Genomic DNA, 12831 nt, shown 5'->3' on the forward strand with positions numbered 1-12831 from the left:
CAGATGCGCGAAGCGCCCCCTGCCTTCACGAGGCAGGGGGCGCTTCGCGCGATACCGCAGTCCGAATCAGTCGTTCTCGGGCGGGCGCGGGGTGTCTCCCGAAGAATCCGGCGAATCGCGGGTCTCAGGAGGGGCCTGCCGGTGCCGGTCACCGGGTTCGGGGTCAATGCCGTATCCGCTCGAGCGTCGGGGGCGGGCCGAATCGTCGTCCGCGGAACCGGTGGTACCGGTGGGCCCGTTCGGGCCGGTCTGGCCTTCCGGTCCTGCGGGGCCGTTCGGACCGCAGAATCCGCGCCGACCGGGGCCCGCCCAATAGATGTCCAGCAGGTCAGGGATCACGCGGTCGCGGCGGTCGGCGACCTCCTTGTCGGAGACAACGTTGACGCCCCAGTGCGCATTGCCCGGCTTCTCCGGGTACGTGCCCAGGAACTCGGTGCTCTGGAGCGGGTCCGGCCAGGAGGCCGCCGGTTCCGCGGCGGGAACCATGGAGAGCGGGTTGTTCGCCGGGTTGAGTCGCGGACGCCAGATGAGGCGGCCGGGACGGGAACGATCGCGCAGGGCGTGAGCGCGCCACGTCGTCGCCGGATGGGACATGTTGAGGTTGGCGAGCCACGTGAACAATCCGCGCTCGTAGACGGCGCGGTCGGCCAACTCCTGGAAATTCACGTCCTTGTTCAGGTACTTGCCGGCCGCCAGGGTACGGATCGTGCCTTCCGAACCGCGCGGGCAATACCGGTAACCGAAGTTGTCCGCGGTGTACTCCTGTGCCCTGGAGAGGATCGAGGCCAGGAACGGCACGTTCTGGAAGGCCGAAACGCCCAGGAGCCGGAAGTACGAGGTGTGGCCGGCCGCAATGTGGCCGACCTCGTGGCCGATGATGAATCGCAAAGCGTCCGGGTCACGGGCCTCGCCGCCGACCTCGAACAGGTCGGAGTAGATCGCGACGAAACGACGGTGACCATGGCCCGAGGCGAAAGCGTTGATCGTGCCGTTGCCCAGCACCACGTAGGCGTCCGGTACACGGCGCAGACCGTGGGCTTTGGCTGCGCCCACGAGCATCTCGTAGGCCTCGGGGAATTGTGTGGGGGTGATACGGACGCCGCTGAGCCGCATCTGGCCGTACAGCATGCCGCGACTGATGAAAATCGCGATCGGAACGATGCACATCAGGGCCAGCAACTGGTCGAAGGTCGACGCGGTGTCGGCCTCCGTGTATGTGGTCGGCGTCGTGATCATCGGCATGAACGTACGGATGAAGAGGACCCAGAAAGCGAAGGTGTAGGCCGCGATCGTGAAGCAGATCCCTACAATGAGCCACGGGATCTCCCCGGGGTGCCGCAGCTTGCCGCGCAGTCCTTCCCCCAGGAGAGACTGCGTCGAGAACAGCGAAGGCCCCGGCAGAGGGCTGCGGGCTCGTTGACGGGAGTCCTCGGGGACCCAACCGTTGCTGACGTCGTCGGCCAGCGGCTGCGACGGCAACGCGGATTCCGGCGGATGGACCCCGGGCGCCCCGTACTTGTGGGCGTCCCTCTCGAAATCGGGGCCCGGAGGCGGGCCGTACGGGTTCTGGGGCATGAACGTCCTCTCGGTGGCTCATCTCAGCGAGGTGTGTTTCGGTCGCTGCGGCAACACTTCGCTTCCCAACTGTACCCAGCGAGGCTGTGAGATGGGCGAATCCCGATCGACGCACACCGCGGTGAACGCGGACAGGCGCCGGTCTCCGACGGACGGAAACCGGCGCCTGTTCTGGCCGAACTCTCACCGGCTCACTTCCGGTGGGAGATCACGGTCGGAAACTCAGACCGTGTAGACCCAGGGAGTGTTGCCCTCGGCCGACGTCGTGATGATGTTGGTCAGCTGGGTCTCGGTGGCCTGGTAGGACTTCTTCGAGGTCTTCAGAGGGTCGTTGACCGTGAAGGTTCCCTTGTCCTTGTTGTAGCCGGAAATGTAGACGAAGTGTCCGTATCCCGGCGCGGCGTCCTCGCCCTCAATGACCCCGGTCTGCGTCAGGACCACGGCGCCCTTGCCGTCCTTGATCTGTTCGATCGAGTTGGTGGCCTCGCCGTTCACATGGGCCGTGCCCTTGACGCCGTGGTTGCTCAGGATCGTGGCGACGTCGTCACTCTGGAGGAACTCGGAGTTGCCTCGTCCGGCTTCATCGCGGATCTGGCTCATGGCGGCACTCTGATCGGAATCCGAGTAATTGCTCGGCAGCTTGCCACCGCCCTGCAGGAGAGCCATCAGGATGCTCGCGGGGCCGCAATCGTTGTACTGCGAGTCCTGGCCCTGGACCTGGCTGATGTACTGGAACTTGTGCTGTGCCTGGGTCGACGCCTGGGCGGTGTCGGCACCCTCGGGGTCGCGGTGGTCGCGTTCGCGGCGCCAGCCATGGCACCGGTGGCCAGGGAAGCGATAGCCGCACCTGCAACGAACCTGCGCTTGAAGTTATTCATCGTCGAATGTTCCTTACCGTCTGTTTCTACTGTTTCGGGCAGAACTGAGCGTAGGAAGGCGGTGTGTTCCGAGTCAATGACGTCACTCAAAATGTTTGAATACCGCGGCAAACCCCTTAATGAGCAATTTGTAATAGATGACACCTGCATGCGATGACGCCAGGCGCGGCGTCGTTCGGGAGGTGTGAGGAGAAAACGGAGCCCTCGTGAAAGATTCCGCGAATGGTTGATTATGCATCAATGCATAGGTATATGAGTGCCGTTACGACAGTTCGGGAAATGTTCACCAGAACTTTCGCGCACGGTGGCTCTTCGAAGGAGATATGTGGCTCATCGCATTTGAGGGTGTAGGTGGTTCCTGAAGCCGCCGGTGTCGAGCAGCGATCGGGCTATGTAGTTCGTGAGGTTCCGGAATCCGAGGGCGGAGCCGCGGAGGTGTTCCAGGCGCCCGTTGATCGCCTCTGTTGGCCCGTTGGACGTGCCGGGCCGGTCGAAGAACGCGAGGATGTCGGCGGCGCGCTGCTTGAGCGTGCGGCCGAGCTTGCGGACCTCCACGAGCGCGGCGGGGACGCCGCTGGAGACGGAATCGATGACGGCTGTCATCAGCTTCTTCGCCGTCTTCCGATCGGGTTCGCGGTAGGCAGCGATCACGCGCTGGTAGATGCCCCAGGTCGCCTCGACCTCGACGTGCTCGGAGACCGCGAACAGTGCCTCGAGACGGGTCTGCTGCCGGTCAGTGAGCAGCTGCGCGCCGGTGTGGAGGATGCGGCGGGCCTTGTAGAGCGGATCGTTTTTGCGGCCCCGCCGGCCGTGCAGGCACTGCTGGACGCGACGACGGCAGGTGTCGAGGGCGTCGCCGGCGAGGCGGACGACGTGGAACGGGTCCATCACCGCCTGCGCGTCCGGGAGCTCCTCGCTGACGGCGGTCTTGAAGCCGGTGAACCCGTCCATCGCGACGACCTCGACACCATCGCGCCAGTCCTGCGGGCGTGCGGCGAGCCAGGTCTTGAACACGGCTTTCGAGCGACCCTCGATCATGTCCAGCAGACGGGCGGGGCCGGTCTTGTCGCGGTTCGGGGTGAGGTCGATGATGACGGTGACGTACTTGTCGCCGACTCTCGTGTGGCGCCAGACGTGCTCGTCGACGCCGATCACGGCGACGCCGTCGAACCGGGCGGGATCGTCGATCAGCACTCGACGCCCTTCAGCGAGGACCGCGTTGTTCGCCGTGTGCCAACCGACACCGAGGCCGGCGGCGACGCGGGCGACGGTGAGGTGGTCGATCACGAGCGCTTCCAACGCCCACCGCATCCCGCTACGGGACAGCTTGGCTCGCTCGGGCGCCGCTGCCGTGAGGTCCTCACGCCAGGACCGTCCGCATCCCGAGCACTTGTAGCGGCGGACCCGGACCAGCAGCGTCGTCGGGCGATGACCGAACGGCTCGTGGGCGAGACGCCGCGTGTCCGTCCCGCGCGAGAGCGCCTGGCTACCGCATCCCCGGCACCACGGATCCGGCTCGGCGACGCGGCACTCGATCACCGCGCGATCCGGCTCAAAAAGCTGACCGGTGGCCACGAGGCCGAGCTCGTCGAGATGGCAGAACACGGTCAGATCAGGGGTCGCGAAGGTAGCGTGGTGCACGTCGAGGTCTTCCGGCAGATGGTCAGTGTGAGAACTTCCATCATCGGAAGGCCTCGACCCTCATCCGGCGACCGACGCGCTCAGCCACCTACCCCCTCAACTGCGAAGAGCCGGTATCCGCATGTCGTGGAAAAATTTCTACGACGAAGACACCCCGATGTTCACCCCGGAGCAGACCTACCAGATGGAGCCCAAGCCGTGGGTGGTCACCTACCAGTAGTCCCTGTCGGTCAGGTCCGATCCCGGCGTCGCCCGTTTGCTACTTCTGCGTCGCCTTCAGCACCCCTGGCTGGAGTGGCCTGTCGGCGTAGACCAGGCGTATCGCGGACGGGTCCGGGTTTCCCGCGTCCGGTCCGCGGTGGCGGAGCGTGAGCCCCAACTTTTCGGCCACCGCGGCCGACGCCCGGTTGTTCTCTAGCAGGTAGGCCACGATCGGGGTCTCCGGGCGAAGCGTCGTCGCCCGATCGAGGGCTCGACGCGACAGCTCCGTGGCCAGTCCTCGCCCCTGGGCCTCGGGCGAGAACCGGTACCCCAGGTTCCAGAACACGCCGTTGCGCAGGGCGCAGCCTCCGTGACCGACCACCTTCCCGTCCTCTCGCGCTACCCAGGTTCCGAGGCCGGCGTCCCAGGCCGAAATCCAGCCCGCCAGGACATTGCGGGTGGTCCCGACGTCCGCGAACCTGCCGCTCGGCAAATGCGTCCACACGCGCGGGTCCGAATACAGTCGGTGCAGTTCGTCCAGGTCAGTCATGCGTGGGACGTGCAGGTCGAGCCGCTCGGTGCGGTCTTCGGGCTGGTCGGTCGTTGCCGCCAGGTCGGTGTTCATCGCTGGTCCTCGCCTCCCGGGCGCCGTGATCCCGTCGTTCGGTGGGGTGTCTTCAGTCTATGGCGGGGTGCGGCGGTCGAGGTGGCAGTTTTGTGCGTTTCGGCCCGCGAGGTGGCAATCATGTGCGTTTTGTCCCGCGAGGTGGCAGTTTCGTGCGGAATTTGGGGTCAAAACCGCACGGGATTGCCACCTCGGGAGGATTTCCGCACGGGATTGCCACTTCGCGGGTTCATCGGCTGGGTGGGCGACGACGCCGTGGCCGTGGGGCGGGGCGTTGGGTGGTGGTTACCTGAATTCGAGGTGTTTGCCCCCATAGGGTGGGGGTTTAGCCGCCTCCTGACGAGGGCCAGACGCACCGAATCGGGTAACTGCCACCCAACCGCTACGGAAAACCACCGATAAGAGCGCCATCGAGTCGGGTAACCGCCTCTGAATTGGGTAACCACCACCGAACAGAATCGGGCACCCACCGAAATGGGCAACCGTCGAGGGGACAACCACCACCGAATTGGGTAACCGCCACCGAACCGTTACGGGCAACCACTGAAGTGGACAACCGTCGAGGGGACAACCACCACCGAATTGGGTAATCGCCACCCAACGCGGGGTCGTAGGCGTCTCTAGCTGCGCCCCGAGCCCCTCGACCCGCGCCCGCCCCGACCCTCGACCCCCGAGCCCCTCGATCCACCACCAGCCCGCCCCGAGCCCATCAACCCGACCCGCGCCCGCCCCGCCCCCCTCGCGCCCCCGGCATGGTGGCGGGGTCGTGGCCGTGCGTAGGCTGTAGTCATGGCTGAGCAGACATTCCACGCAGAACACAAGGTGGCCGGGGGCAAGCTCGTGGTCGCGGACGTCGTCGTCGAGGGTGACCGGATCACGAACGCGACGATCTCGGGGGACTTCTTCCTGGAGCCCGAGGAGGCGTTCTTCGAGCTCGCGCCCGCCCTGGTGGGGTCCTCGATCGCCGACGACGGCGCGGCTCTTACCGCACGCCTCGATGCGGCGCTCGCGACCTTCGGCGACGAGCTGGACCTGCACGGGTTCTCGACGGGCGACGTCGCCCTCGTGGTTCGGCGGGCCATCACGGGCGCGAAGGACTTCGGCGACTTCGACTGGAGCATCCTGCGCCCCGGCCCCCTTCCGACCAGTCTCAACGTGGCCCTGGACCAGTACCTGCTGGAGGAGGTCGCGGCGGGTCGCCGGGGGCCGACGCTCCGATTCTGGGACTGGGAGGACAAGGCCACCGTGATCGGCTCGTTCCAGTCCTACATGAACGAATTGCAGCCCGAGGGCGTCGAGCGGCACGGGATCGACGTCGTCCGGCGCATCTCCGGCGGCGGGGCGATGTTCATGGAGGGCGGCAACTGCGTGACCTACTCGATGTATGCCCCCGCTTCGCTGGTCGCGGGGCTGAGCTACGAACAGTCGTACGTGTTTCTCGACCAGTGGGTGCTCCAGGCCCTCGGCGAACTGGGGGTCAACGCCTGGTACAAACCGATCAACGACATCACGTCCTCGGGCGGGAAAATCGGGGGCGCCGCCCAGAAGCGAGTCAGCGGTGCGATCCTCCACCACGTGACCATGTCCTACGACATCGATGCGGACAAGATGACCGACGTCCTCCGTATCGGCCAGGCCAAGATCTCGGACAAGGGGATTCGCAGCGCGAAGAAGCGTGTGGACCCGCTGCGCCGTCAGACCGGTGAGAGCCGGGAGGGGATCATCGCCACGATGGGGCGCACCTTCGAGGCGCGCACGGGTGCGACGTGGGCCGAGCTGTCCGAGGCCGACCTCGAGGCGGGACGCCGGCTCGTCGACGAAAAATTCGGCACCGAGGAATGGACCCACCGCGTCCCGTGACGGGCCGGGCCACGGTCGATCCGACAATCGACCGCGGCCCGATCTCGACGCCGATGCGTCACGTCAGCCGATCCGCAACGATCACCAGGGATCGCCGTACAGGTGGAGCTCGGGATCATCCGGGTACATGTCCGGATCCGCGACGCTGAAGAAGACCTGTTGGCCCGTGCGGTTCTGCACATCGTGGATGAGCAGGGCATAGCGACCAGTCGGCAAGGTCTTGAAGTCCTTGCTTTCGATCTGCAGCTGCCCGTGCTCGTCCTTGGTGATCTGGGCGTCCAGGTTTATCGTTTCGCCCTTGCCCGTGGGGGCATCTCGGTACGTCACGTCCACCTGGTAGTCACCGTCCTCCGAGAGGGGGAGGGTGCTCTGCGGGTTGATGGTCATGGAGTCGAAACTTCCCGCCCGCATGGCCGGAACACCGTTCGGATAACCCCAGGAAACCTCTTCCTGGGTGGGCATCACCGCGAGGGTGTTCTCGGCCGGTGAGTAGGTGGCCCCGATCCTCAGGCTGGGCTCGTCCGAGGGCTCCCCGGTTTCGGGGCTCACGTAGGCGGGGTTCTCGGGGTCGGTCTCGTCGTCGGCAACCCGACCCGGAACTTGGACCATGAGGTTGCCGGGCAACTGGTCGAAGGATTCGGCACCGGAGAGGTCCAGGATCCCGCCCTTCGACTCGACGAGCATGTTTTCGCCGCACAGGCCGTTGCCGATCTTGACCTGGTACTTCCCGTCGGGTGCGGGCTTCTGCTCCGTGCCCGTGCCGGGGATCGTCAGCTTGTAGTCGGTCGAACCCTGATTCTGCTGGACCAGTTTGGGCTGGCCGCCGGCTCCGCGCCACATGTCGTAGGCCCGGGGCGCCGTGCCGTGCTCCTCGAGCCAGGCGTCGGCGTGGGTCTGGGGTGCGTCCGGGTTGCCCGGAACCTGCCGGTTGCACAGGCTCGAACCGTCAGTGCCTTCGGCCTGTGCGGGTGCCGCCAAGGACAGTGAGCCGAGTGCCAAAGCTCCTGCGGCCCCGAGTGCGGCGCATGTCCGGATATTCGTGTTCGTCATCATCGCGGGTCTCCGATCCGTGAAGTGGTGGTGATTCATCGAACACTTCGGACGCTACTGAAGCAGACGCCGCGGCAGGTTAAGTTTTGGCCTCAATTCTGAAGCAAACAGTCGCGGTATGGTCACGGCCTCACCTCTCTCATGGGCCCGCCGTGCCGCGGTGGGCCCATGGGCGGTAGGTCGGTGCCGAACAAGCCGGGCAGACCGATGGATCGTCAGCGATCGTGGAGCAGGGAGACGGGAAGGGCGTCCAACGCGGCCCGGACCAAGCGGTGGTCGCGGGCCCCGCGGCGCGTCGCACTGAAGATCCGGCGGCTCGGCGTCGGATCCCCGTGGAGCGGGATGCGTGCCACCGGCCAGTCCTCATGGAGCCTGGCCAATTGCGGCACCAGAAAGACGCCGAAGCCGTGGGCCACCAGAGCCGTTCCCGTTTCCCATTCGTCGCCCTGGTGCGCGACGTTCGGCGAGAAGCCTGCGCCCAGGCAAGCTGCCATCACGAGCTGGTAATAGGCGCTGTCCGGGCGGCCGACGATCCACGGCTCGTCGGCCGCCTCGGCGAGACGCACCGACGGCTTGCGGGCGAGGGGGTGGTCCCGGGGAACCACCAGTTCGAGGGGGTCGTCGGCCAGGTACACCTGGTCGAAACGCGGATCGGAGGAGGACGGGGTCATCGACGTCGCCGTGTACAGGGCCAGGTCCGCGTCCTCCGAGAGCAACAGGTCGAAGCAGCGCGAGGGTTCGGCCTCGATGACCCGGACCGTGGTCTCCGGGAAGTTCTCGCGCAAGTGGGCGGCGGCCTGGGGCAGGAGCCGGGTTGCGGCCGTGGAGAATCCGCACATCGTGAACGAGCCGGTGACGTGTTCGGGGTCGGCGGCGAGTTCGGCCCGGGCTCGCTCCTCCTGGGCGAACATCACGGCCGCGTGGCGCAAAACGGTGTGGGCCGCGCTCGTGAGCCGGACGCCTCGCCCCACCTGGGCCAGGAGCGTCACGCCGAGTTCCTCCGAGAGCTGGCGCAATTGGTGAGAAACGGCCGATGGCGTGTAGTTCATGGCCTTGGCCACGGCGGTCACCGTTCCGTGGTGGGCCAACAATTGCAGGACTCTCAAACGCGCATCGATCATACAAAAAACATACAAGGTAGCGTCAAAAAACGTTTGCTTTTATTCAGCAGTCCGGCGTTCGATAGTGGAAGCATGCTGAATCATCGTGTGCTTTCCCCATCAGGCAAGCCTGCCGTCCGTCGGCGTCGGAGTCTCGCAGTGCCCGCTCGGGGCGCTCGGACCGAGCACGTGACCACGACCAGGGGGCAGGTGGCCACCGGCGTCGCACTGCTCATCGTCCTGACCGCTGGGGCCTACATCCCGTCCCCGCTCTATCCCGGGTACCAGGCACAGCTGGGGTTCAGCGACCTGACCATGATCTTGATCTACGCTACGTTCGCGCTGGTCAGCATCCCCGCGCTGCTCCTCTTCGGCCCGGCCTCCGACGTCCTGGGCCGTCGGAAGGTGCTCCTGGCCAGCATCGTTCTCTCCGGGGCGGGATCGTTGTGCTTCCTGCGGGCGGGAAGCACGTTCTCGCTGTTCCTGGGCCGCGCCTTCCACGGTCTGGCCCTTGGCGCCGTGACCGGCCCTGCGACCGCGTGCGTGATCGAGACGTCGGCAGCGCACGCGAACAAGTACAAGATCTGGGCCTCTGTCCTTGCGAGCTCGGCCTTCGTTGCCGGCACCGCGGCCGGCCCGTTCTTCGCCGGAGTCCTGGCCGAATGGGCTCCGCTGCCGGGGGCGCTGCCCTATCTCGTGCACCTGGGGCTCCTGGTCGTGTGCTGGGTCCTGGTTCTGGGGCTCCCGCGCGTCGGCGCCGCCTCGTTGCGCACGTGGCGCCCGACCGCACCGCGCGTCCCGCGAAAGATCCGGCACCTGTTCCTGGCGGCCGCGACCACCGGCTTCCTCTCCTGGACCGGGGCCGGGATCTTCCTGGCCACGATCCCGACCGTTCTCGAACGGACCCTCCCGGACGCCACGACCGCGATGACGGGGAGCGTCCTGGGTGCGATGCTCCTGTTCTCGATGGCGACCCAGCCCCTGATCGTGGGCATCTCCCCGATCCGGATGCAGATTCTCGGTCTCGGGCTGATCGGTGCGAGTCTGGCGGTTCTGGCCCTCGACGGAGGCGGAAGCATCGACGTCGTTCTCGGATCCGCGGTGTTCGCGGGCGCGGGGCACGGTCTGGCCTACGGAGGCGCGACGGCGATGCTCGACGGCGTCACCCCGGCGGAATCCCGGGGAGGGGTCAACGCCTCGCTGTATCTGGTGTTCTACCTCGGTGCCGGGGTCCCGGCGATTGCCGTCGGCGTGCTGACCTCCTGGTGGTCCATGGAGACCGCGGTGTCCTGGATGAGCGCCGTCGCGGCGCTGGCGAGCGTCGCGGCGTCGGGCGGCATCGCTTTGGTATGGACAAGGCGGCGTCGCGCCCGAAGGCACGACGCCGCCACGTCCGAACTCGCTGCTACCTGACCCCGAATTCGACCGAGTCGGTGGTCCAGGCTCGTGCCTGGTCGCTCAGAGTCACGCCCAGGCCGGGACGGTCGGGAACGATCATCCGTCCGTCCTTGGTCTCCAGGCGCTCGTTGAACAGGGGATCCAACCAGTCGAAGTGCTCGACCCACGGTTCCCTCGGATACGTCGCGGCCAGGTGGAGGTGGATCTCCATCGCGAAATGCGGCGCGAGATCCAGTCCCGCCTGATCGGCCAAGGCCAGGAGCCTCTGGAACTGGGTCACGCCGCCGACCCTCGGGCAATCGGGCTGGATGATGTCGCACGCGCGGTTGTCGATGAGCCGCTCGTGCTCGGCCACGGAGGCGAGCATCTCGCCCGTCGCAATCGGGGTGTCCAGTGAGCGGGCCAGATCCGCGTGGCCTTCGACGTCGTAGGCGTCCAGCGGCTCCTCGATCCACGTCAGGTCGAATTCCTCGAGACGCCGACCCATGCGCAGTGCCGTCGCCCTGTCCCACTGCTGATTGGCGTCCACCATGAGGGGAACGTCCGGACCGATGTGGTCGCGAACCGCCGCGACCCTGCGCAGATCCTCGGCCGAATCGGGAAGACCGACCTTGATCTTGATCCCGCCGATTCCTTCCTCGATCGACTGGCTCGCACGGTCCTTGACCTCCTCGATCGAGGCGTTCAGGAAACCTCCCGAGGTGTTGTACGTCCGCACCGAGTCGCGATGGGCGCCCAGTAGCTTGGCGAGGGGGAGCCCCGCACGCTTCGCCTTGAGATCGTGGAGAGCCAGGTCGATCGCGGCAATGGCCTGGGTCGCGACGCCGGAACGCCCCACCGATGCGCCCGCCCAGACGAGTTTGGTGCCTATCCGGGCGATGTCATTGGGGTCCTCGCCCAACAAACCCTCGCCGATCTCCTTGGCGTGGGCGTACTGGGCCGGGCCGCCGGCCCGCTTCGAATAACTGAACCCGACTCCCTCGAAGCCCTGCTCGGTCGTGATCTCCGCGAAGAGGAACACCACCTCCGTCATGGGCTTCTGGCGGCCGGTGAAGACCTTGGCGTCGGAGATGGGGACCGAGAGCGGAAGCCGCGCGCTCGAGAGGGCGACGTGTCGGATCGAGTCCCGAGTCGTGGTGGTCATGATGGTTTCCTATCGGTCGAGTGCCGGACGCTTGGGATCGAAGGTCCACCCGGGCACGAGGTACTGCATGGCCGCGGCGTCGTCGCGCGTCCCGAGTCCGTGGTCGAGGTACAGCTGGTGGGCTTCCTCGAGTCGGTCCCGGTCGATCTCCACGCCCAGACCGGGCGTCTGCGGGACGTCGATCTGTCCCTCCCGGATCTCGAAGGGGCGGGTGGTCAGGTGCTGACCGTCCTGCCAGATCCAGTGGGTGTCGAGGGCCGTGATGCTGCCCGGGGCCGCGGCACCGACCTGCGTGAACATCGCGAGGGAGATGTCGAAGTGATTGTTCGAATGCGAACCCCACGTGAGCCCGAAGTCGTGGCAGAGCTGGGCGACGCGGGTGGATCCGCACATCGTCCAGAAATGCGGATCGGCCAGCGGAATGTCCACGGAGGCCTCCCGGATCGCGTGGGCCATCTCCCGCCAGTCCGTGGCGATCATGTTGGTCGCCGTCCGCAGGCCGGTGGCCCGGCGGAATTCGGCCATGACCTCGCGCCCGGAGAACCTGCCTTCGGCGCCGCAGGGGTCCTCGGCGTACGCGATGTACGGGGCCATCTCGCGCCCGTACCTGATCGCGTCGTCGAGCAACCAGCCGCCGTTCGGATCGAGGGTGATGCGGGCGTCCGGGAACTCCTTGCTCAACGCCTTGACGGTCTCGACCTCCGCCTCGCCGGGCAGCGCGCCGCCCTTGAGCTTGAAGTCCTTGAACCCGTACTTTTCGGCGGCTGCCTTGGCAAGATCGACGACGGCCTCCGGGGTCACGGCTTCTTCCCGCCGCAGCCGGTCCCATCCGCTGGCCCCGGGCTCCCGCAGGTACGGAAGGTCGGTCTTGTCCGGGTCGCCGACGTAGAACAAATACCCCAGCATGGGGACGCTGTCCCGCTGCTGCCCGTCACCCAGGAGCTCGGCGACGGGAACACCGAGAAACTGCCCGTTGAGGTCCAGCAGCGCCGATTCCAGGGCCGTCACGGCGTGGATCGTGACGCGCTGGTCGAACGTCTGGTTCCCGCGTCCGGCCACGTCCTGACCGGCGAAACGGGAAGAGACCTGCCGCAGCAGGGACTTGTAACGGGTGACCGGTTGACCGGTCAGGAGGCCGGCGGCCTGTTCGATCGTCGATCGGATCGGCTCACCACCGGGGACTTCACCCACCCCTGTGCGACCCTCGCCATCCGTGATCACCACGATGTTTCGGGTGAAAAACGGGGCGTGGGCGCCGGAGAGGTTGAGCAGCATCGAGTCGTGGCCGGCCACCGGCACGACCTCGATGCGTTCGATCCTGGGAACGGATGCGGACGTCATGGCATGTTCTCGCTTTCC

The 12831-nt window shown here is 66.6% G+C and carries 10 protein-coding genes; 2 read left to right on the forward strand and 8 right to left on the reverse strand.

The annotated features are described in order from the left end of the window. Positions 1-66: 66 nt before the first annotated feature. The 4 genes from ACTSLZ_RS02685 to ACTSLZ_RS02700 all read right to left on the reverse strand — a co-directional run bounded on the left by ACTSLZ_RS02685 (position 67) and on the right by ACTSLZ_RS02700 (position 4920). Complete coding sequence (locus ACTSLZ_RS02685; protein ID WP_443095627.1) at positions 67-1575, reverse strand: M48 family metalloprotease; 1509 nt, start codon at positions 1573-1575, stop codon at positions 67-69. 222 nt (positions 1576-1797) lie between these two features. Further along, positions 1798-2301: a C39 family peptidase gene (locus ACTSLZ_RS02690; protein WP_443096083.1), complete on the reverse strand. Its 504-nt coding sequence runs from the start codon at positions 2299-2301 to the stop codon at positions 1798-1800. Between the two features lie 482 nt (positions 2302-2783). After that, positions 2784-4094 carry an ISL3 family transposase gene (locus ACTSLZ_RS02695; RefSeq protein ID WP_179628043.1) on the reverse strand — a complete coding sequence of 437 codons (1311 nt, stop codon included), beginning with the start codon at positions 4092-4094 and terminating at the stop codon, positions 2784-2786. A gap of 259 nt (positions 4095-4353) precedes the next feature. After that, positions 4354-4920 carry a GNAT family N-acetyltransferase gene (locus ACTSLZ_RS02700; RefSeq protein ID WP_443095628.1) on the reverse strand — a complete coding sequence of 189 codons (567 nt, stop codon included), beginning with the start codon at positions 4918-4920 and terminating at the stop codon, positions 4354-4356. Positions 4921-5709: 789 nt separating this feature from the next. Between ACTSLZ_RS02700 and ACTSLZ_RS02705 the strand changes: the two genes are divergently transcribed. Beyond that, positions 5710-6780: a lipoate--protein ligase family protein gene (locus tag ACTSLZ_RS02705; RefSeq protein WP_129316408.1), complete on the forward strand. Its 1071-nt coding sequence runs from the start codon at positions 5710-5712 to the stop codon at positions 6778-6780. Between the two features lie 81 nt (positions 6781-6861). On the opposite strand, the gene ACTSLZ_RS02710 is transcribed toward ACTSLZ_RS02705, so the two are convergent. Continuing rightward, the gene (locus ACTSLZ_RS02710; protein WP_443095629.1) at positions 6862-7869 is read right to left on the reverse strand and encodes a hypothetical protein; all 1008 of its coding nucleotides are present in this window, start codon (positions 7867-7869) and stop codon (positions 6862-6864) included. 176 nt (positions 7870-8045) lie between these two features. Beyond that, on the reverse strand, positions 8046-8951 hold the full coding sequence (locus tag ACTSLZ_RS02715; protein WP_129316406.1) for a LysR family transcriptional regulator: 906 nt from the start codon (positions 8949-8951) through the stop codon (positions 8046-8048). 72 nt (positions 8952-9023) lie between these two features. On the opposite strand from ACTSLZ_RS02715, the gene ACTSLZ_RS02720 reads away from it, so the two are divergent. Then, positions 9024-10343: an MFS transporter gene (locus ACTSLZ_RS02720; protein ID WP_443095630.1), complete on the forward strand. Its 1320-nt coding sequence runs from the start codon at positions 9024-9026 to the stop codon at positions 10341-10343. On the opposite strand, the gene ACTSLZ_RS02725 is transcribed toward ACTSLZ_RS02720, so the two are convergent. Further along, a complete protein-coding gene (locus tag ACTSLZ_RS02725; RefSeq protein ID WP_443095631.1) occupies positions 10336-11472 on the reverse strand; it encodes an L-talarate/galactarate dehydratase in 1137 nt (378 codons plus the stop codon). The genes ACTSLZ_RS02720 and ACTSLZ_RS02725 overlap by 8 nt on opposite strands. A 9-nt stretch (positions 11473-11481) precedes the next feature. Continuing rightward, complete coding sequence (locus ACTSLZ_RS02730) at positions 11482-12813, reverse strand: enolase C-terminal domain-like protein (RefSeq protein ID WP_129316403.1); 1332 nt, start codon at positions 12811-12813, stop codon at positions 11482-11484. Positions 12814-12831 lie beyond the last annotated feature (18 nt).

Source organism: Rothia koreensis, from assembly GCF_052232265.1.
In the GTDB taxonomy this organism is placed as follows: Bacteria; Actinomycetota; Actinomycetes; order Actinomycetales; family Micrococcaceae; genus Rothia; species Rothia koreensis.